The organism is Amycolatopsis sp. lyj-84 (genome assembly GCF_046549075.1).
Classification (GTDB): Bacteria; Actinomycetota; Actinomycetes; order Mycobacteriales; family Pseudonocardiaceae; genus Amycolatopsis.
Genome location: NZ_JAJPWO010000010.1, coordinates 238,706 through 257,781, shown reverse-complemented (window position 1 = coordinate 257,781; position 19,076 = coordinate 238,706). Strand labels below are relative to the sequence as shown.

Annotated in this window: 18 protein-coding genes; 4 read left to right on the top strand and 14 right to left on the bottom strand. The window is 67.0% G+C overall.

The genetic code is table 11. The annotated features are described in order from the left end of the window. Positions 1-33: 33 nt before the first annotated feature. The 6 genes from ACLJRM_RS29160 to ACLJRM_RS29135 all read right to left on the bottom strand — a co-directional run bounded on the left by ACLJRM_RS29160 (position 34) and on the right by ACLJRM_RS29135 (position 4,159). A complete protein-coding gene (locus ACLJRM_RS29160; RefSeq protein WP_410664867.1) occupies positions 34-420 on the bottom strand; it encodes a hypothetical protein in 387 nt (128 codons plus the stop codon). Positions 421-536: 116 nt separating this feature from the next. Further along, the gene (locus ACLJRM_RS29155) at positions 537-1,388 is read right to left on the bottom strand and encodes a hypothetical protein (RefSeq protein WP_410664866.1); all 852 of its coding nucleotides are present in this window, start codon (positions 1,386-1,388) and stop codon (positions 537-539) included. 209 nt (positions 1,389-1,597) lie between these two features. Further along, positions 1,598-2,335: a hypothetical protein gene (locus ACLJRM_RS29150; protein ID WP_410664865.1), complete on the bottom strand. Its 738-nt coding sequence runs from the start codon at positions 2,333-2,335 to the stop codon at positions 1,598-1,600. A gap of 135 nt (positions 2,336-2,470) precedes the next feature. Further along, the gene (locus ACLJRM_RS29145; protein WP_101612876.1) at positions 2,471-3,028 is read right to left on the bottom strand and encodes a hypothetical protein; all 558 of its coding nucleotides are present in this window, start codon (positions 3,026-3,028) and stop codon (positions 2,471-2,473) included. Between the two features lie 40 nt (positions 3,029-3,068). Next, on the bottom strand, positions 3,069-3,272 hold the full coding sequence (locus ACLJRM_RS29140; protein WP_101612877.1) for a DUF397 domain-containing protein: 204 nt from the start codon (positions 3,270-3,272) through the stop codon (positions 3,069-3,071). A gap of 23 nt (positions 3,273-3,295) precedes the next feature. Beyond that, positions 3,296-4,159 carry a helix-turn-helix domain-containing protein gene (locus tag ACLJRM_RS29135; RefSeq protein ID WP_410603706.1) on the bottom strand — a complete coding sequence of 288 codons (864 nt, stop codon included), beginning with the start codon at positions 4,157-4,159 and terminating at the stop codon, positions 3,296-3,298. 253 nt (positions 4,160-4,412) lie between these two features. On the opposite strand from ACLJRM_RS29135, the gene ACLJRM_RS29130 reads away from it, so the two are divergent. After that, a complete protein-coding gene (locus ACLJRM_RS29130; RefSeq protein WP_410664864.1) occupies positions 4,413-5,249 on the top strand; it encodes a hypothetical protein in 837 nt (278 codons plus the stop codon). Positions 5,250-5,251: 2 nt separating this feature from the next. Here ACLJRM_RS29130 and ACLJRM_RS29125 read toward each other — a convergent pair whose 3' ends face one another. The 6 genes from ACLJRM_RS29125 to ACLJRM_RS29100 all read right to left on the bottom strand — a co-directional run bounded on the left by ACLJRM_RS29125 (position 5,252) and on the right by ACLJRM_RS29100 (position 15,141). Then, a complete protein-coding gene (locus tag ACLJRM_RS29125) occupies positions 5,252-5,656 on the bottom strand; it encodes a hypothetical protein (protein ID WP_410664863.1) in 405 nt (134 codons plus the stop codon). Positions 5,657-5,722: 66 nt separating this feature from the next. Further along, the gene (locus ACLJRM_RS29120; protein ID WP_410664862.1) at positions 5,723-6,301 is read right to left on the bottom strand and encodes a contact-dependent growth inhibition system immunity protein; all 579 of its coding nucleotides are present in this window, start codon (positions 6,299-6,301) and stop codon (positions 5,723-5,725) included. A 185-nt stretch (positions 6,302-6,486) separates the two neighbouring features. After that, the gene (locus ACLJRM_RS29115) at positions 6,487-10,680 is read right to left on the bottom strand and encodes an RNase A-like domain-containing protein (RefSeq protein ID WP_410664861.1); all 4,194 of its coding nucleotides are present in this window, start codon (positions 10,678-10,680) and stop codon (positions 6,487-6,489) included. A gap of 112 nt (positions 10,681-10,792) precedes the next feature. Beyond that, positions 10,793-12,760 carry an AbfB domain-containing protein gene (locus tag ACLJRM_RS29110; RefSeq protein ID WP_410664860.1) on the bottom strand — a complete coding sequence of 656 codons (1,968 nt, stop codon included), beginning with the start codon at positions 12,758-12,760 and terminating at the stop codon, positions 10,793-10,795. Between the two features lie 89 nt (positions 12,761-12,849). Next, positions 12,850-13,920 (bottom strand): hypothetical protein, encoded by a 1,071-nt coding sequence (locus ACLJRM_RS29105; protein ID WP_410664859.1) that lies wholly within the window; start codon positions 13,918-13,920, stop codon positions 12,850-12,852. Positions 13,921-14,136: 216 nt separating this feature from the next. Continuing rightward, a complete protein-coding gene (locus ACLJRM_RS29100) occupies positions 14,137-15,141 on the bottom strand; it encodes a teichoic acid biosynthesis protein C (protein WP_410664858.1) in 1,005 nt (334 codons plus the stop codon). 173 nt (positions 15,142-15,314) lie between these two features. On the opposite strand from ACLJRM_RS29100, the gene ACLJRM_RS29095 reads away from it, so the two are divergent. Further along, the gene (locus tag ACLJRM_RS29095; protein ID WP_410664857.1) at positions 15,315-15,632 is read left to right on the top strand and encodes a hypothetical protein; all 318 of its coding nucleotides are present in this window, start codon (positions 15,315-15,317) and stop codon (positions 15,630-15,632) included. A 28-nt stretch (positions 15,633-15,660) separates the two neighbouring features. Here the strand turns inward: ACLJRM_RS29095 and ACLJRM_RS29090 are convergent, their stop codons facing one another. After that, positions 15,661-16,047 carry a winged helix-turn-helix transcriptional regulator gene (locus tag ACLJRM_RS29090; protein WP_101612887.1) on the bottom strand — a complete coding sequence of 129 codons (387 nt, stop codon included), beginning with the start codon at positions 16,045-16,047 and terminating at the stop codon, positions 15,661-15,663. A 124-nt stretch (positions 16,048-16,171) separates the two neighbouring features. On the opposite strand from ACLJRM_RS29090, the gene ACLJRM_RS29085 reads away from it, so the two are divergent. Then, positions 16,172-17,005 carry an enoyl-CoA hydratase/isomerase family protein gene (locus ACLJRM_RS29085; RefSeq protein ID WP_410664856.1) on the top strand — a complete coding sequence of 278 codons (834 nt, stop codon included), beginning with the start codon at positions 16,172-16,174 and terminating at the stop codon, positions 17,003-17,005. A gap of 20 nt (positions 17,006-17,025) precedes the next feature. Here the strand turns inward: ACLJRM_RS29085 and ACLJRM_RS29080 are convergent, their stop codons facing one another. Next, positions 17,026-17,592 carry a CGNR zinc finger domain-containing protein gene (locus tag ACLJRM_RS29080; RefSeq protein ID WP_410664855.1) on the bottom strand — a complete coding sequence of 189 codons (567 nt, stop codon included), beginning with the start codon at positions 17,590-17,592 and terminating at the stop codon, positions 17,026-17,028. An 82-nt stretch (positions 17,593-17,674) separates the two neighbouring features. Here ACLJRM_RS29080 and ACLJRM_RS29075 point away from each other — a divergent pair, with 82 nt between their 5' ends. Further along, positions 17,675-19,051, top strand: coding sequence for an MFS transporter (locus ACLJRM_RS29075; protein WP_410664854.1), 1,377 nt, complete (start codon positions 17,675-17,677; stop codon positions 19,049-19,051). Positions 19,052-19,076 lie beyond the last annotated feature (25 nt).

The following is a 19,076-nucleotide window of genomic DNA, read 5'->3' as shown; positions in this document are numbered from 1 at the left end:
TACCAAAGCGAGGGGACTCGAATGAGGCGGCGCTTAGGCGCGATCCCTCAGCCACCGGTCCGCCGTTCGCCAGATGACCTGCGGATCGAGGTCGGCGGCGTGCCACGTGGTGGCGCGGGTGGTGCCGAGGTCGCGGTACTTCCGCATGATCTCGACGTGCGCGGGGAGCCCGACGAAGCCGCGCAAGCCTTTGCGGTCATGCCATACCGAGACCGACCCGAGTCGCCGTCGCAGCGGTTCGGCCCACAACCACTGGCCGATCGCGCCGGGTAGGCGCGGCCACTCGCGGCCGAGCGCGTAGCCGGCCCGGTAGGCGCCCGGTGTTCGTCGAAAGTCGTCCAGCGTCAACTCGGTGACGCTGACCAGTACGTCCCCCGCGACGTCCGCCGCCGGGCCGGCGATCCACCTGCTCCTGATCATGCTCACTCCTCATGGCACTTCAGCCCGAGAAGGCTGCACCCGCAGATGATACGCGCATGCTTACGATATGCGCGAACGGCCGGCAGTCCGGCTGCCGGCCGTTCGCTGTCCCAGGTTCAGGGGCGGTAGATCTCCTTGACCGTGCTGATCCGGTCGTCGCCGTTCACGCTGATCTGCGCGAGCACCGGATTGCCGTCCTTCAACTGCTGGATCAGCTGTTCCTGACCGCACGGCCGGCTGCCGAAGCCCTGGTCGTCGATGGTGACCGAGTCGCTGGGGCACAGGGTGGCCGCGCTGAACACCTCGCCGCCCTTCTGCAGCGGAAGCCGGTAGGTCCTGCCGTCGACCGGCGAGTCCTGGTGCGTGACCAGCTCGAAGCGGACCATCCGCGTACCGGCGTCGTACCCGGCGAACTGCACCCGCTGGGTGGAGTTCGGGAACTTGCGGACCTGTCCCTCGGGCGCCCCGCCGGAGGGCCTGGTTTCCAGCTGCAGGGAGCTGTTGGGCACGCCACAGACCACCGCGCCTTCTTCGCCCGCGGAGCCCGCCTGACGGGCGCAGGTCCACTTCCCCTGGACGTCGAGCACCCGCTCGCCGGGGCCTTCGGCCTGCGGCAACTTCTGGTAGTACTCGGCGATCACGGTGAACGCCTCGGTGCAGCCCGGCTTGGTGCCGTCGGTGGCGGCCACCGCGATGAGGTCCATCTTCGTCCGGCCGGGTGCGCCGACCGGGCCCCCGTACTTGCTGCAGTCGACGTCGCCGTTCGCCGCGGCGCCGGAACCGCCGGTGGCCGCCCCCTGGCCACCGCCTTCCGGCACTTGCTCGACGGCCGCGGTCTCCGCCGCGTTCCTCACCGGAGAACCATTTCCCGCGACACTGTTCCCACTGCACGCGGAAAGCAGCGCGGTGGCGGCGACCGCCCCGCCCACAATGGCCATTTTGACGGTCTTTTTGGCGGTGAATTCCATTTCGGTTCCCCTCTCGCAGCCTTTGTTCGAAGCTATGTCCGGAAGACGTCAGGGCCGGAATGGGGTTGCTTCGAAAGGCCGTCGTGGCGCAGAGGTGCCCGAAGGTCCGAGCCGCCTTGTCCCCGCGGGCAGAACCTCGGAAGGCTTCGCAACCTGGTGCGCCGGCAGGGTGAACCCCGCCGGCGCACCGGTGATCGTGCGGCGGTGGGTTACGGAATGACGCGGTTGCGAAGGTTGAACGGGTACGGGCCTTCGCCGTGGATGCTCAGCTCGGCGCGCACGTCGAAGCTGTAGAACGGGTGCGAGTTGAAGTAGCTGTCCAGATTCGTGCCGCCGAAGCAGATCAAATCCGCGCCACCACCCGAATTGGGGCCGTTGCACAGGCTCAGCGTCGGGTAACGGAACGAGTCCAGTGGCCGGAAACCGGCGCCGCCGGGGCCGGGAACGGGCAGGTGACCGATCAGTCCGCCGGGGTCACCCGGCCAGTTCGACTCGACGGGCTGCCGCCGCCCGTCGGCGAAGAGCACGCCTTGGATGTTGCGCCCGGGCGGCTCGGTCTCGAGTACGGTGCCCGCGACGAGGGCGCCGAGGCTGAACCCGACGATGTACACCTTGGTGTCGAGGTCGCAGCCGTAGGTGACGTAGAGGTTGTAGAGCGCGGTCCTGAGGTTGGCGACACCGGCGTCGACGTCGGCGTAAAGGTTGATGTCCCCGGCGCTGTTCGGGTACGGGATGCGCACCGGGTCGGCGCCGCCCGGCGAGAAGGCGCGGTCCAGCAGTTTGAAGGCGCCTCCGTCCTGGTACCCCGGCACGACGAACATGACCGGCCCGCACGCGCCGTCAGGCCGGGCGGCCGCCTGCGCGGCCCCGGCACCGGCGATCGCGCTCGCCAGGGTGACGACGGACAGGACGGCGGTCGTGAGTAAGCGGAATCTGGCTCTTCTCATCGGTTTCTCCCCACTGTCGAATTGCGGGCCGAACGCTAATGAGCGCCGATGAAATATCGATGAAATGCCAGGGCCCGCCTGCGCCGTGCACACGATAGGGTGAAGCACTCTTGACACGGGTAAAAATGGCACCGGCTATGACTGAGGCCAGTATGGCCGGGCCTGTTCCGCCGCGTGCATGACGGCACTTCCGTCGAGAACCGCAGGAGTGGCGCCGATTCCCCGTTTTCGCCACTCGATGACGAACTCGAAGGGGGCGGGTGGCGGAAGCGGCCAGAGCCAGAGGCGTTGATCGCCCTGGTAGTACCGGTCGTCACTGCTGAATCCGCCGCCCGCGTCGACGAGCCTGGGAGAATCCGGTCGTTCGGCGGGGTTCGCCCAGCCGTGGAAGGAGTTGCCGACCGTGGTCGCCTTCGAACCGTCGGGAAAGCGGACTCCGAATTTCAGGTCGGCGTCGGTCGGTTCGGGCGGGAAACCTCTTGTCGAGTGCCTGTCGGTCAGGCTCTTCCAGGTCGTCTCGTCCGCTGACCCCCGCCGGACGGCCACCTGCAAGGTGAAACAGCAGCCCTCGCGAAAGGCGAGGGCGTGCTGCAGCGCGACGACGGTGTCGTCCGTCCTGACCACGAACTGCTCGATGGGTACGGGGTGGCCCAAGATGTCGTGGGGCGGTCCCTGCCAGGCAGCTGTCTGCATCCGCCCACGGTAGCCTGCGAAGATGACCGCCTGTGCGAAATCAGGCGGGCTTCGTCGCCGAGCTCTCTTTGAGAGAATCCAAAAAGAAGCTCCAACTTTCAGAATTGACCCTGATCGTCGGCGGATTCGCCGAGCGGTCCTTGCTGTCGCGCAGCAAGATGGAATCGTTCAGCAATTTTACTTCCACGCAGCTGCCGGTGGCACTTGAGTAGCTGCTCTTGAACCAGCCTCCTCGGGTCTTCATTGTCGATGGTGATTTAGCGTCGTTCAATCTAGTTCCCTGGCATAGTGATGAATCATTTCCAGTGATCGTTGCTCATCCAGGGCTTGCCCGAATGCGTCACTGTATGTCATTGTCAAATCGCGGATCCGCGTCGAGTCATCGATGATGTCGTATTTTGTGACTGTTTCTTGCCAGGCGACGGTGGGCAATCTCGGGTTGTCGAAATCGATCATGTGCACGGTGGACGCACCGAAAAGTCCACATGCTTTCGTGCTGAACGGAATGATGCGGACTTTGATCCGTTCGGGATGATCTTCGATCATGCCCGCAAGATGGTCGAGCTGGCAACGCAAAATGGCCGGTCCGCCGATCTGCTGTCGAAGTGCGGCTTCGCTGATGATCGCAGTGACGTGAAGTGGATTTTCACTGGTGAGTCGCTGCTGCCTTTGTAAGCGGACCTCGACACTCTGGTCGACTTCTACTTGGCGAAGAACGACGGCCGGCGTCATGATCGCCCTCGCGTAATCCGCGGTCTGCAGCAGTCCGGGAATGATCAGACTTTCGTAGTCGCGGACCCCCTGGGCGCCCAGTTCGAGACCGTACATGCGTTGAATCTCGCTGCCCAGCAAGCTGGAATACCTGGTCCACCACCCCCGTTCCTTGGCCAGTTGTCGCAGATCAAGTAACTCCTGTCGCTCGCTGTCGTCGAACTCGAGAAGCCCCAGAAGCCTGGTCAGGCTTTCTTCAGAGAGAATTTTGCGTTCGTTTTCGACGGCGGACCAGTAGTTGCGCGAGAAGCCCAGTGCGGCGGTGATGGTCTTGACGTCGACGTTCAACTGGTCGCGGCGTTCGCGGAGCCGAAGAGCGAGCTCCCAGGCCGCGACCACCGGAGATGTCGGTGGTGGCACTTCTCCTCCCTTCGGGTTCGGTCACCCGAGATGCACGAGCTGGTTCATGTGCACGGTTACGGTAACCGCACAATAGTCCGGTCACCGTAGCCGGGGAGTGTAACTCCACCTTATCGTTCAAAGCGATCTGGCAAGCTCAGCCGCCAGTCAAGCTGCATGTCGTGGTCGCGAGGGCCCGTCAACCCCAGTCCGACGTCTGGCTTCTCGGTGGTGGCACCGCAGTGATGCTGCACGTCAACGGGGAGGAAACCAGATGCCGACTCCTGGTCAATACGGGTTCGATGCCCATCCTGAGCCGCCCATCGCGGGCGGCCACGTGCTGGCGGCGGGATCGCCTCAGGAACCCGAAACCGCCATGCCGGACGATGTCCCGCGGTCGCCGGTGACACTGAGTCTCGACGTCGGCCGCTCGGTGGCTCGAGAGTCGGTCGGCCGGGCTGCGATCCACTGCACGATCGTCGCGGTCGACATCGAGGGGTTCGGGCAACATCACCGCAGCAACGCGAACCGGGTGCGCATCCGCCGCGGGCTCTACGAAGCGATGCGGGCGGCGTTCGAAGGCGCCGGAATTCCCTGGCACTCCTGTCATCGCGAAGACCGTGGCGACGGCATCTTGATCCTCTCTCGCGCCGAGACGCCAAAGGCTCTGTTCGCCGACTCTCTTCCCTATACCCTCGCGCTGGAACTGGCCAGACACAACGCGACTCATCCGCATGAAGAGCAGATGCGCCTTCGGCTCGCCCTGCATGCGGGAGAGATCAACTACGATGAATACGGGGTCACGGGCTACTCGATAATCCACGCGTTCAGGATCCTCGACGCGCCCTCGCTCAGGATGGCGCTCGCGGGCAGTTCAGCGATTCTGGCCATCATCGGATCCGAATGGTTCTTCGACGAAGTGATCCAGCACAGCGAATCCAGCCATGCGGCGTCCTATTTTCCCCTGGAGGTCAAAAGCAAGGAGACGGAGACGCGAGGGTGGATGCTTCTCGTCAGTACTTCCGTCACGTCTCACCGCTCGGGCATGGGTTCGCGAACCCCGCGTTATGGCTCCTGTTCGCGAACGGCGCGACGGGGCCCGAGGCGATAGGTCTACGGGCCGCCCACCAGGTCGTATGTCAGGTAACAGTCATGAGAAGCCTCGACGATGACTCTCGTCGCCGTTTTTCCCCGCGGGACGACGCCGGCTGTGAAAACGACGTGCGAAGATCCGAACAGGGTGAAGACGTCATCGACCTTCACCAGTCCCGTTTCGCGAACGCTTTCCCCTGAGCCGGGCGTGCAGTAGGACCACGTTCGCTGTTCGGGGGTCTTTTCGTCTTCGCACCATCGCGCGCCGGCGCACGTCAGGACGTTGCGGTAGTCCCTGCCGTTGTAGTGGACCTGGTACGGAAGTCCCCTCTCGCCCGGCAGGGCGTAGCCGAAGTGGTTCGCCACCTTGGGGATGAACGCGGCACCAAGTGTGCCGGCAACGACCAGAACCGCGATCGACACCATCGCCGCACGCCGGCGGACCCAGCCTCGACCAGTCTCTGACGTTTTCCGGTTACGAATGGCTCGCCCTCAGCCTTTCAGCAGGTCTCGGATCACCACGAACCAGTCGACGTACGACAGGTCATCGTCGGCGGGGTCGTAGCTGGCCCATCCTTCGATCATCCAGATCCTGTGGGCCGCGACCTCATCGAGACCGGCTGCCAGCAATGCCTCGACCTCGGCCAGGAGCCGGGCCGTGCTCTCAGCAGGTTCGTTACGGACGAAATGCTCGACGACACCGAGCGGGGTATCGGCAAGAAGGTCGTAGTCCTGGTGAAAGTAGTTCCCCAGCTCTGACACCGTCCCGAACGTCGGGGTCGCGTCGACCGCGAGCTCGCTGGTACGCGCCTGCACCTGGCGCGCGAAGTTCCGCAATGCCTCCTGCCGCAGCTCGACGAGTTCCGGCATCTCCTCGGGACGATCGGCCAGCTCGGAATAGCCGAACAGCACCTCGTAGCCGGCACCTTGGCCGAACTTCCATCCAATCGGGAGCGCACCGTCGACCACCTCGAAGACGCTCATCGCGTACCACTCCGGTGACCGATTGTCGTTTCTGACCAGAACGGCGGGCGCCTGATCGAACCGCGCCACCGCGTAGACCTCGTACACCCGGCCCTTGGTGAGCCGGAACATCGGTGGGCTGAGGTATTCAAGCCCGTACGCGGGCTGGACCCGCTGCCCGCCCTCCTCGACCCGGCACTTCACGATCATCGTGCTCCGTCCCTACGCGACATTGTCGATCCGGCATTGAGGGGGACGCGGACGCGTCCCCCTCAACCGTGGCATACCGCTCGCTAGTCCAAGAACGAGGTCCAGATGATGTAACCGTCAGGCTGGCTCGCGTCCCGCTTCAACTCGGTGATGACCCTCTTCGGCTTCTCCACACCCTGCGCGTCCTTGACCCAGATCCGGCCGACATCACCCGAGACCGGTGCGGAGAATCTCTTGAACGTCCCGGCAGCGGCCCCTTGCTTCCAGCTGGCGATGGCCGTGGCATTGGCGTCGAGGTTCGCCTGTGTGACGCGTTCCGCCGTCGGCATGTCGTTGAAGGTCGACGACCGCGGGATCTTTCGTGCGGCAAGCTGGGAATTGGTCTTGCCGACATGTTTCTTGATCGCGTGCCCGCCCGCGGCCTCGTGATAGTTGAGGTTGCAGTTGTGCACCAGCAACTGAGCATCGGTGATGTAGTAGTTGTGGTCGCCTTCGACCTCGAAGTTGTAGACCGTGGTCGTGCCGGTGGCCCTGGTGATGCCGGTAATCGGTTGCTCGGCGCCGGCGAGGGTGCTGAGCCGGTCTCCGACCCGTAGTTCCCCGGCAGTGGTCCATCCCCTTCCGACGACCCAGAACGGGTGCTCGGGGGTGACCCGCAAGAACGTTCCGGCGGTGGTGATCGTCAGGATCTCGTCGGCGTGTTTGGAGAACAGGCCGACGACGCCACGAAGCTCAGACAGTCCGGTGTCGAGATCACGCGCCCATACACGGTCCCCGACGGCGATCCTCTCGATCGGCACCTGACCGTGGTCCGTCGCGACGGTCGTCCCGGCGGGGAAACAGTTGCACGGCACCCCGGCGGGGACGCCACGCGGTGGTTTAACACCCCAGCGTCCACCAGCGCTGACGGCGAAGTCAGCGAAGGCCGCCAGCATCACGAAGGCCATCGGATCTTCGTTACCTGCGGGATCCGCTCCACCGAGGCTCATGGCCATCAACTGCATCTCGAAGTTGCTGTTGCAGAGCCCTGATTCTTCGCCACAAGCGTCGACGAGCAGGTAGAAGATGCCGGTTCGCGGGTCGGCGTAGGGATAGTCGACAGGGAAGTACTTGTCGCCGTCTCCTTCCTCGGCGAGAAGCCTCAGCAGGATCGGGATGAGTCGCCGTAGCTCGGGGGAGTCCTTCCCCAGGCCGACACCGTTGAGGTAGACGATGCCGGTTTCGCCGTCCACATGAAGGACCAGGCCGTGGCCGTAGTCGATTTCCTGGCTGGCGTCCCCGACAGGCAACGGAAGCCGGTTGTCCGCGGCCTCCTGGGCGGCCCGGTCGCGGGCATCCTGATCGGCCAGGCGCTGAGCCTCTTCGGCCCGGTCAGCCGCTTTGGACGCCTCGACCGAGGCATCCAGCGCGTTTTTCGCCGACGTCGCGACGTTGTCCGCGTGCTGCTGCGCACTGGCAGCTGCCTCTTCGGCCTTGGTCGCGTCCGCTTCAGCCGCGCTAGCCGCGTTTCTCGCTGCCAGCGCGTCACCTTCGGCACGAGTCGCGGCCGACCGGGCTGCCGCGGCGTCCCCTTCCGCGGCCGACGCCGCGCGTCCGGCGATCCTCGCGTCATTGCTCGCCGCGTTGGCCGCCTTCCTGGCCAGAACCGCGTCAGCGCGTGCCTGCGCGTCGGCCTGGGCAGCCCGGCTTCCGGCGGCGCGAGCCGCAGCACCGTCGGCGGCTGCGTCCGCCGCGGCCTGCTGGGCTTCTGCGGCCGATCGGGCCGCGTCCGCCGACGACTTCGCCGCGGCGGCTGCGGCATCGTAAGCGGGCTTGATTTCACCGGACGCTCGGGTAGCGGCGTCGGCCGCGGCCTGCGCCGCCGCGAGCGCCTCATTCGCCCGGTCCCGCGCGGCCTGTGCCTGCTCCGCACCCACGGTCTTGGCCTGGTTGGCGACCTGGACGATGAAATCAGCGGCGAGGTCTTCACCGCTGAACGGCGTCGCGACGGTGATCGCGGCGTTGGCCGGTTCCGTGATCGCCTGTGAGGAAGACCGTGCCGCCGTCGCCGCCCGCACCGCGAGATTTGCTTGTGTGGCAGCTGAAACAGCCTCGGCGGCGGCTGCGTCGGCCTCCGCCTTGGTCCGGTCCGCGGCCATCAACGACTGAAGAGCTTCCGACGCGGCCTGCTCCGCGAGCGCAGTTGCCGCCCTGGAAGCCTCCGCGGCCCGTGCCTCGTTGGCCGTCGCATCAGCCGCGGCCGCATCCGCCTGCAGCGCTGCCGCGTGAGTCGCGTCAGCCTCGGCTTCCGCGCGGTTCGCTGCCGCGTTCGCCCGGGCCGCCGCTGCCGCCGCTGCCTGTGCGGCCGCGCGAGCCCGTGCGGCCGCACGGGTGGCTTCGGTCGCCGCGGCACGCGCGCCGGCTGCGGCCCCGGTGGCGATGTCCGCCTGCCCCCGGGCCGTCGTTGCCGCGGTTCGCGCCGTGGTCGCATCGTTTCGAGCACGATTCGCGGCGTCGCGAGCAGGCTGCTGATAAGCACCACCACTCGCTGCCGCGGCCCCCGATTCCAGAGCGGCCGCGCGTGCGTCAGCGGCCAGCTGCGCGGCTTCCGCCGCATAGGCACGATCACGGGCGCGGACCGCGCGCCCCTCTTCGTCCTTCGCTTTGGTTTCGAGGTCTGCTGTGATGCCATCCTGGGTTTCGGCGTCTTTACGTGCGCCCAAGGCGATCCCCGCCTGGCGATCGGCCTCCTTGCGGGCCGTGTGGGCGGTCGCGGCATGTCTCTCCGCCCGGCCCCGGGCCGCGCTCGCGTTCGCGCGTTCTCGTTCGGCCGTAGCGCGCGCGGCCGCAGCCTTCTCCGCTTCCCGCTCCGCCGTGATCCGAGCGTTCCGTGTCCGCTCGGCTGCCGCCCACGCCCGCGCTTCCGCCTGCTCGGCCACAACGCGCGCGGCTTTGGTCCGTACTGCGGCATCCTTCGCCGCTTCAGCCTGCGTTCGCGCGGCTTCGGCGATCTGTGCGGCCGCCCGCGCGTGCTCCTCGGCGTGCAGACGCCACTGCCGCGCTTCCTCGGCGTGCCGTTCGGCCTCCTCCTGTGCGTTACGCGCCTGATCGGTGTAAGCCGTCGAGTCGATCGCGTGCTGGGCGGTTTCCGAAGCCGATACCGTCGCGTTCGCCGCGTCTGCCATCGCCTTGGCCATCCGTGCCCACTGCACGCCGTAGGTCAGACCGACCTCGACCAGCACGTTCGCCTGGACCGTCGCCGTCGCCGAAGCCTGCTGAGCCTCGGTCGCGGCCTGGCGCGCATACCCCAGCTGGCGGGCGACTTCGGCCTTCACATTGTCGAAAGCTGAGACCGGGTGCTGGCCACCCGCCTTGTTGGCAGCCAGGATCTGCGCGGCCGTTCGTGCTTCCGTGCCTGCTGACACCAGCGCGTTGGACGCCCGCTCCAGCGCCTTGACGCCGTTTCCGTGTGCGGCCAGGATGGCGCGGCGCGCCTGAGCCGCCCTGGCCGCCTTCTGGGCCAGGTCGGATAGTTCTTCGGCGGCCTTTGTCCGGGCTTCCTCGTCCTTGATCTGTTGTTCACGTGCGTCGGCATCGGCCTTGGCCGCCACCAGGTAGCCATTGGCCAGGAACTCCGTGATCGCGGCATCACCCGCGTCGAGCGCCCGCTGTGCCGCCACCTTGACCGCGGGGCCGCCGGCACCGACCAGCAGTTGTACCCGCGAACGGTTCGCGTCCGCGCGGGTCCGCGCGTCCTGCGTGACCTGGTCGTCCCGGTATTTGGCGACGTCCTTGCCGTAGGCCAGGAACAACCGTCGATCAGAGTCGGTTCCGCCGAGCACTCTCTCGACCTCGGCGTTGAAGTACGGACCGCCGGTGCCGCGCATCGGCACCACCGCCGCCAAGTCCTGCCTCGCGACTTCCGCTTTGCGGGCGGCGGCTCGCTGCTTCGCCTCGTTCAGCCCGACACCGAGGAATGCCATCAGCGGTTCGGTGCCACCGGCGGCGAGCGCGGCCGATGCGGCTTCACGAACCTCTTGGTCCTCCGCCAGTTCCGCGTTGTCCACCACGATCTGCCGGAACCGGGGGTCACCCCAATCCGGCAGACCGGTGACGCCATCCCACTCCCGGTAATGCTCGTTCTGCGGATCAGTCGGACCAGAGGGCTCCGAGCTGTCCGATGCGATCGACGAAGCAGCGGGCTTTGCGTGTGGTGCAGGCGTCGCGGACGGTTGTATCAGTCCTGCGAGTACCGAGACGGCCAGGACGGCCGCCAACGCGGAGCTTTTCAGGCGCACGACATCTCCCCAAAGTCGTAGTCATGGGGCCCGGCAGCCGTAGGCCGGGCCCCATGACTGGTCAAAGAGCTACAGCTTCGAAAATGTGCGAGCGTTTCCGGTCATGCGACGGTTAGCAAGCGGAACTGCGGTCGGTCGTGACCCCGGTCGCGAAGCTGTAGTGGATCGAGCCGCGTTGGAAGTTGCTGCATCGCCCGCCCGTCACGGCCAGTTCGTCGGAGGTGGGGTAGCCCAGGTACGAAAGCTCCCAACCGAGTTGCTGCCAGCGGTTCTTGATCGCGCCGTAGACCAGTTGTGCCCCGGTGGTGGACGTCCAGTAGATGGAGCCGCCACCGGCGAAATGGTTGTATCGGCCGATCTTGTCCGGCGTCGCGGTTTCGTCGGTGGTGGGGGCTCCGAAAGCGCCGTGGTACAGCGCGCCTGTCTGGACGTATTTGGCGAAGATGTTGCCTTCCATCTGCTTCACCCCGGTCGGTACCGTCCAGGTCAGCCGGCCCTTCTGGTAGTCGCGGTACCGGATGTCGCCGTCGGCCTTCTCGTCCGCGATGGGGTCACCGACGCGGGCGCGGATGGGATCGTCGTTCAGCCAGCGGCGCTGGATGGCCGTGGTGACCGGGTTCTCGCCGTGGATGCGCCAGAATCGGTCGATGTCGTAGTTGGCCGGCGCGTCGAAGGCGTTCGCGCCGCTGTTGTTCGCCGCCCACACCTTGCCGTTGTAGTGCCGGAGGAAACGGCCGGGAGCTCCCTTCGATTCCAGGGTCACCCCACCGGATTCGCTGCGGCCGCACCAGGTCGCGTCGGTGCGGAACCGATCCGTGCCGTCGTTCGCCGCGATGAGGACCTTGAAGTCGAGTTGGCGCAGGTAGCTGCCGGGTTTGGTCGCGGACTCGAAGGAGTGACAGTCGAAGTCCGCCAGGCCGGGCACGATCTTCCAGGTCGCGTCCACCCCTTCATCGGGCTGCGGTGCCGGGTTGCCGAAGGTGATCACAGCTTGGCCACCGTGCGCGCCCCGGACGTAAGATCCCCTCACTCCCAGCGTGTCGGCCTGCAGCGACTGACGCAGGACCCAGTCCTCGTACTGGCCGATACGCAGGAACCGGTCGACGGCCTCGTAGTCGCCGGACAGTGCTCGTCCCGCCGCCCATACGAGCGTCGGATGCAAGCCGCTGTTCTCGGCCCTGACCTTGAGTTCCTGCAGGCGCTTGCGGTCGGCGTCGGTCTTCTTCTGAAGCGCGATGTCGAGGTCACGCTTGTTGGCGGCGTAGATCCCGGTGTCGATGTACGCTTTCCAGTCCGCGGGGTTGCTGCTGCGCAGGGCGCGTTCCGCGGCGACCGCGACTTCGGACCCGGCGACGGCCCGGTTCCAGATCTCGCGGACGAAGTTGTCGTCGGCCAGGATGAGCAGGCTTTCGGTGGCGACGATCCCCAGTACGGCGGCCGCGTTGGCCTTCGCGTTCCGGGCGGCCAAGCGTGCCTTTTCGGCCTCGGTGGCTTCCTTGTCCGCGTCGATCTTGTCCTGCTGATCCTGCGCGTGCGCGGCCACGATGCCGTTGAGTAGAAATTCCTTCTGTGCGGCCTCGTCGGCGCCGAAAGCGGTCAGCGCCGCGGCCTTCACCTTCGGGCCGGTCGCCCGCTGCCACAAGGCGAACACGAAGTCTTTGTAGCTCTGGATGAGCAGTTCCGTGTCGGCGTTGATCCCGATCGTCGCCGCGGCACGCTGCTTCAGTTCGCGCGCTTGGCGTGCGACCTCGGTGTCCCGGATCTCGTTGGTGTCGTCACGCTTCTTGGCCTCGTGGATACCGGTCTTGATCCACTGCGTGCACTCGAGCACCGTCCCCGCGAACGCCAGCTCGGCCGAGGCACGCACCTCGGCGCCGGTCGCCTTGCGCCACAGGGCGATCACGAAGTTGCGGTCGTTCAGGATGAGCAGGTCGTCGCCCGCCAGAATCCCCAGTACCGCGGCCGCCCGGACCTTGTCCTCCATCGACGACTCCGGCACCGCCGCGGCCGCGTTGGCCGCGGGCTGCGGGTTGACCGGGGTAGCCGCCGTGGCGGGCACACCCGCCAGACCCGCTGTCAAAGCAGCCGCCGTAACCGCTACCAGCGCGCGCGAAAGTACTCCAGGTCTTTTTCTCATTGTCCCCTCATTCATTCCGTGTCGGCCGGCGCTCAAGCACCGGCCAGGACCCGCTGTTCACCGTCGAGAGCCTGCTGCAACAACGAATTCCAATATGCGGCTTGCGCAGTGGCGAACTCGCTCTCGTGGCCCCAGTCGGCCTGCCCGGCCTGAGCGGGTCCGGTGATCGCCCCCCAATTGGGCCCGGTCGCAGAGCTCGCGGCAGCGTAGACCGCGGCCCAGTTGGCAGCCTGACCGTTCGCGATCCGTTGGGCCTCATCCCATTGGGAGCGCGCAGGTGTCGTCTGCTCCCCGACGGCCTGCCAGGCCCGTACGGCAGTGGCTCGAGCCTGCTCGGCCAGATCTGCGGTGGCGTCCTTCGCCGCTTGCTCGGCCACGGCGGCGGCGTCCAGCAGTCGCACAAGCGAGGTTCGCCAACGTGCGTCGTTGTCAGCATGCTGCTGACGGAAGGTCTCCAAGTCCAGGCGTGCACCGAACGCCCAGCCGCTGGCGAAGAACTCGACGAGGTCGCGGTCGGCAGCACCCGCCCGGACAGCGTAAGAAGCGCTCACCCGTACTTGCGCGCCCGGGTCGTTCTTCGCGAGGTTCCGGACGAATGCCCAATCAGCCTCGACCAGTGCTCGCGCCTGTTCTCCTGCCGCATCCCTGGCGACTGCGTCGCGCTCCTTTGCGGCGTTGAATCCGCCATTGGCGAAACGCTCACGATCCGCGTCGTCACGGCTGTTGACCGCATACTGGGCCGCTGCGTGTACCTCGGGCGAGAATTCGGCCGTGTAGGCGGCCAAAACCCTCTTGGCGAAATCCAGATTCCGGGCTTTCCGCTCTGCCGCGAGTTTGATCGCGTAGTCGTAACCCGACGCGACGAAAGCCGCGACCGCCTCGTCCGCCGCACTGGACAGCAGTGCCTGCCATGCCGCGATCCGCACGGTCGAACGCGGGTCGTACCGCGCCAGGTACTGTGTCCAGATCCGGTCGCTGGCCGGACTTTCGGCGCCCATTTCCGCTGCAACGGCAGGATTCGCCGACGGCGACGCGACGATCGAGCCCAATGTCGAAACTGCGAGCGAAAAGCAAACAGCGCGAAAAAGTGCGCGTTTGCGCATTGGTTTTCCTCCCCTGACCCCAGCCTCCGCGTCCTCGCGCGATGGTTTGATCAACGTAAAGCGCGCGTGAGAGTTGGGCAATAGAGAGGGATGTCACTGACCAGAACTGCCGGACATCGGTAACAAACCAACTTCGGCGGACGATGACTGGGTAATCTCCGAGTCGTGGCGCTGATCGGACTAACGCAACGCCGACGTTCGGCCGCTTGCGTGGCCTCAGTCGATGAGGACGTTCTTGTAGAACAGGTTCGCGTACCGGTTGATGTTGCCCATGCTGCTGCGTGACCCGAAGCCCATGTACAACCGGGTTTCCCCGGCCAGGCTCCGGTAGATCCCGAGGCCCTCCGGCTCGCGATACACCAGTGACTTCCCCGCCTTGGTCAGCGCGCGGCTCTTCACCTTGCCGGTGTTCATGTCGATGCACGTGACGTAGGAGTTGATGTCGGCGGGGTTCTCGTGACCCTCACCGTCCAATGTGTACAGATACTGGCCGTAGATGGTGTATCCCTGGAAGGTCACCTTCGTGTCGGCCAGCGCGGGCTGCGGGAAGTGCGCCAGCGGCGAGCTGAAGTCGCCGGCCGCGGCGGACGCGAGCGGGTAGACGCTGATGTGCATCTTGCCGCCCTCCTTGCGGCGTACCGCGATCCGCTTGTTGATCGGATCGGTGGCGCAGGTGATCGTGTCGCTGCCGGTGAGGAACTTCTTCACCGAGGGCGTGCCACCGTTGACGAACTTGAACCTGGCCAGCGCCGTCCCGCGACCGTCGCCGGTGGGCCCGTTCGAGTCGCATTCCATCCAGATGTAGGAGTCGGTGCCCACTGGTTCGACGCCGATCGACACGCCGTGCCCGGCGTTGTTGAGATGCATCGAGCCCAGGATCTCCCCGGAGAAGTTGACCTGGGTGACGCACAGGTCGTCCCCGGTCCCGCCATTGCGGGCGTTCACGATGAAGATGCGCACGTTCTGGTTGTCGAAGGCGAAGCCCTGCATCACGTGGTGCGACTCGTGCAGGAGCTTGCTGCGGAACTCGTCGTAGGACGGTTCGGTGAGGTTGAAACGCTTGGACGTCGGCAGCGCGGTGATCGCGGCCGAAGCCGGTCCGGCGAACGTCGCGCCGGTGCCGAGCAGTGCCGTCGTCGCGGCGAGACCACCGCCGGCGCGCAGCAGCGAACGTCGGGAGAACGTGGATCGGACGAGGTCCGGGGGCACTTGCTCGGGCATGAGTGCTCGCCTTCATCGAGTTTCGCGGTCCGACCGAAAATTCTTCAAGCTCGTACAAGATTCGTACAAACATCACCGACCGGCTCACGGCGGTGTGGTGCGTTCGACCGACAGCACGCGGACCCGCCTGCGGATATCTTTTGGCCTGACCACTCAGCATCCGAAGGAGCACCATGACGACCACCCGGCGTGTTCTCGCCGTTCTGGCCACCGCAGGTCTGGTCATCTCGGTCTTCGGCGCAGGTACCGCCTCCGCCGCGACCAAGGGCAAGATCTACATCTCCAACAACTGCGGCAAGGCGGTCCCCACCACGATCCACCGCACCGACGGCTCGATGATCGCGGGCACCGGCGCCGCCCCGGCAGGCAGCTACTTCGGCTACCCGGTCAATCCCGGCACCTATCAGGTTCGCGTGCCCGCCGGTCAGCGGGACGTGAAGATCCTCGACCTCGGCGGCAAGGCGCACTCGGTCATCGTCAAAGCCTGCTGACGCTCGGCCACTCGGTACCGGTCGGCGGCTACGTTCGTTCGGCCTGAAGGCGTTCGTCGTAGCTCTGCTGGCAGTTCTGGATCTCGTCCGCGTGGGCGGTCGTCCAGTCGTACAGGTGACCGAAGGGCTCGCGCAGGGATTCGCCGAGCGGGGTGAGGGAGTACTCGACTCCGACCGGTGAGGTCGGCAGCACGCGCCGTTCGATCATCCCGTTGCGTTCGAGGCGGCGCAGGGTCTGGGTCAGCACCCGCTGGGTCACGCCTTCGAGGCGGCGCTTGATGTCGTTGAACCGGCGGGGCCGGTCGAGGACGGTCATCACCATCATCGACCACTTGTCGGCGATCTGGTCGAGGATCGGGCGACTGGGGCAGTCGGCCCGGTAGACGACGTCCGTGTCCGTGCCGGGAGTGTCCATGTCGGTATCCTCCACGATCCTTACGATGCCGAAAGTGCGTTATTGACGCCGGTCTCCCGCCGCTTCAGCCTAGGTATACATCAGGAACTTAGCTGCCTGACAGGTACCGATCGGAGATTCTTTCGTGCATCACGACGCCTACGCGACCCTGCGAGTGAGCCATGAGGCAGGCATCGCCCGTGTCACCCTCGACAACCCACCCGTCAACGTCCTGGACGTCGCCCTCATGGCCGACCTGCGGCGGCTGTTGACCGGGCTGCGGGACGACGACTCGGTCCGGGTGATCGTGTTCGACAGCGCCGACCCGGACTTCTTCATCGCCCACGTCGACATGTCGCTCGTCGACGCGCCGGACGCCTTCGACGAAATCGCGGCCGAAACACCCGACGGTGTCAACGTCTTCCAGGCCCTCGGGGAGTTGCTCCGGCACCAGCCCCAGGTGACGATCGTCAAGCTCGCCGGCCAGGCCCGTGGCGGCGGGGCGGAGTTCGTCACGGCGGCGGACATGACCTTCGCGGCGATCGGTCGCGCCGGGATCGGCCAGGTCGAGGCCCTCATGGGCATCGTCCCCGGGGGCGGCGGCACCCAGTACCTCGCCGATCGGATCGGCCGCAACCGCGCGTTGGAGGTGGTACTCGGCGCCGACCTGTACGACGCGCAGACCGCCGAACGCTACGGCTGGATCAACCGGGCCGTACCCGCCGATGAACTCGACGACTTCGTCGACCGCCTCGCCCGCAACATCGCCGCACTGCCCGAGGGCGTGGTCGCCGCGGCCAAACGCGCCATCGTTCCCACTGACCTGGCCGAGGGCCTGCTGCGCGAACACGACGCTTGGGCGGGCCAGTTCGTCCGGCCCGCGGCCGAACGGTTGATCCGAGGCGGACTGGCTTACGGCGCCCAGACCCGCGACGGCGAACGCGATCTGGAGAGCCTGCTCCGCAAGCTGGCCGGCTGATCCACGACAAGCGCCGGGACTCAACCCGGGCTTTGCCGGCTCCGGTAGGCCGCGACGCTGGCCCGGTGCGCGCAGTTCCGCGTGCAGTACTGCTTCGAGCCGTTGCGTGACAGGTCGACGAAAGTGGCTCGGCAGTTCATCCCGGCACAGGCGCCGAGACGGGTCGGACCGAGTGTGGCGATCACGGAGGCCAGCGCGCTGAGCGTGGTCGCGGCCAGGTGCGCCGAGCAACGGTCGGTGTCGGAGGTGACCTCGGTCCACCAGCGGTCCTGATCGTGGCGCAGCACGGGCGTGGCGCGGCTGTCACGGAGACCGTCATTGATCAGGGCCGTGGCTGCCGCCGCGTCGGTGCTCGCTCGTTCGAGGACGGCGCGCACCGTCTCGCGTACCGCGCGGACCTCGGCCAGGTCGGTACGGGTGAGACGCCGCGGGCCGGTCCCTCGGTCCGCGTCCGGCGAATGGTCGTCGAGGAAGTTCCGGAGCTGCTCCACCGTCTCGAGCGCGTCCTCGCCCTTGATCGGCCTCAAGGTGTTGGCAAGAGCGACGGCCGTCTCGACCGCCGATGACCTGTAACACGCATCGAGCATTTGACGTGTCTCCTCCCTGTTCCGTAGCGTGACACCCATAGTAGCTGTCACGTGTCACGCCACGCTGTGGAAGGAGACGACGATGCCGCAGACGATCCCCGCCGTAGGAGCCCCCAGCGGGGGATCGGACCACGCCCCGGACGGGCGGCGGCTGGGTCTGATCCTGGGGATGCTGGTGCTGCCGATGTACGTGGCACTGGGGGCACCGTCGGTGGCGCTGCCTGCCATCGGCCGCGCGCTCGCGGTGCCGTTCGGGGCCACGGCATGGATTCTCGCCGCATGGTCGCTGACCTCCGCGCTCGCGATGCCGGTCGCGGGCAGGCTGATGGCCCGGTGGAGCCCACTCCGGGTACTCGTCGCCGGAGTCGTGGTGCTCGCCGCGGGCTCGGCGCTCGCGGGAGCCGGCCCGACACTGCCGGTCGTGATCGCCGGTCGGCTGATCGGTGGCGCCGGGGCGGGTGCGACCGTGATCGCCGTCTTCGCCGTGGCCACCGCCCTTCCCGGGCGGGAAAGGATCCGTGCGCTGGGAATCATCGCGGCCGCCAGTGCGACGGCGTCGGCGTGCGGGACCCTGCTGGGCGGGGCGGTCACCGCATGGCTGGGGTGGCGTGCCGTGCTCGCGATCCCGGTCCTCGCGCTGCCCCTGCTGCTGGCCGCGTTGGCGCGCAGGCGCACGTTCACCCGGATCGCCGGCGGTGAGCCGGACGCCCCGGCCGGGCGGTTCGACCTCGTCGGCGCGGCCGTGCTGTCGGTACTCGCCGCCTCGTTGATCACGTTGCTGCAGGCACACTCGGTCGGTCTGCCCGCTCCCGTCACGCTCGTCGTGGCCGGAGCCGGAGTGCTCGCCGCCGTGGGACTGTGGTGGCGCGTGCGGCGCACGCCCGACGGGTTCGTGCCTCGGCGGGTGATCGCGGCCCGCGGCTTCCTGCCTGCCGGGCTCATCGGCGGGACGATCTTCGCGGGCTACTACGGGGTGCTGTTCGTCGCCCCGTCCCTGATCGAGCAGGCCACGGGCGGTGGCGCCCTCGAAGCCGGCGCGATCTTGGTCCCGGCCGCCGCCTGTTCGGTGCTGGCGGGACGGCTGGTCGGCACCTTGACCGACCGGTTCACCGGCTGGCAGGTGTCGGCCGGGCTTGCGGCACTCACCGTCGTCGGCGTGCTCGTGGTCGCGGTCTTCGACGGGCCGATCCCGGTCGTCGTCGGCGCGGCGCTGACCGTGTGCGGCTTCGCCGGTGCCCAGGCCGTACTGGTGGGCCTCGCACCGGAACTGGTCGCCGCGCGCGACCGCGACACAGGACAAGGCCTGTTCAACTTCATGACCGCCCTGGGTGGCGGGATCGGCCCGGCCGCTGTCGCCGGCTTGTCCGGCATCGCGTCGGTGCCAGTGGCCCTCGCCGTGCTCGCGGCACTACCTCTGGCCGGACTCGTCCTCACCCTGACCCGGCGCCCAGGCGCGTGAACCGATCTGTCCGACTACCCCTGAA

What these genes read in the sequence shown, in the direction of transcription:
- ACLJRM_RS29095 (WP_410664857.1), top strand. Translation starts at nt 15,315, where the DNA reads ATGACGACCACCCGGCGTGTTCTCGCCGTTCTGGCCACCGCAGGTCTG.
- ACLJRM_RS29130 (WP_410664864.1), top strand. Translation starts at nt 4,413, where the DNA reads ATGCCGACTCCTGGTCAATACGGGTTCGATGCCCATCCTGAGCCGCCC.
- ACLJRM_RS29150 (WP_410664865.1), bottom strand. Translation starts at nt 2,335, where the DNA reads ATGAGAAGAGCCAGATTCCGCTTACTCACGACCGCCGTCCTGTCCGTC.
- ACLJRM_RS29145 (WP_101612876.1), bottom strand. Translation starts at nt 3,028, where the DNA reads ATGCAGACAGCTGCCTGGCAGGGACCGCCCCACGACATCTTGGGCCAC.
- ACLJRM_RS29105 (WP_410664859.1), bottom strand. Translation starts at nt 13,920, where the DNA reads ATGCGCAAACGCGCACTTTTTCGCGCTGTTTGCTTTTCGCTCGCAGTT.
- ACLJRM_RS29090 (WP_101612887.1), bottom strand. Translation starts at nt 16,047, where the DNA reads ATGGACACTCCCGGCACGGACACGGACGTCGTCTACCGGGCCGACTGC.
- ACLJRM_RS29140 (WP_101612877.1), bottom strand. Translation starts at nt 3,272, where the DNA reads ATGAAGACCCGAGGAGGCTGGTTCAAGAGCAGCTACTCAAGTGCCACC.
- ACLJRM_RS29075 (WP_410664854.1), top strand. Translation starts at nt 17,675, where the DNA reads ATGCCGCAGACGATCCCCGCCGTAGGAGCCCCCAGCGGGGGATCGGAC.
- ACLJRM_RS29160 (WP_410664867.1), bottom strand. Translation starts at nt 420, where the DNA reads ATGATCAGGAGCAGGTGGATCGCCGGCCCGGCGGCGGACGTCGCGGGG.
- ACLJRM_RS29100 (WP_410664858.1), bottom strand. Translation starts at nt 15,141, where the DNA reads ATGCCCGAGCAAGTGCCCCCGGACCTCGTCCGATCCACGTTCTCCCGA.
- ACLJRM_RS29080 (WP_410664855.1), bottom strand. Translation starts at nt 17,592, where the DNA reads ATGCTCGATGCGTGTTACAGGTCATCGGCGGTCGAGACGGCCGTCGCT.
- ACLJRM_RS29125 (WP_410664863.1), bottom strand. Translation starts at nt 5,656, where the DNA reads ATGGTGTCGATCGCGGTTCTGGTCGTTGCCGGCACACTTGGTGCCGCG.
- ACLJRM_RS29155 (WP_410664866.1), bottom strand. Translation starts at nt 1,388, where the DNA reads ATGGAATTCACCGCCAAAAAGACCGTCAAAATGGCCATTGTGGGCGGG.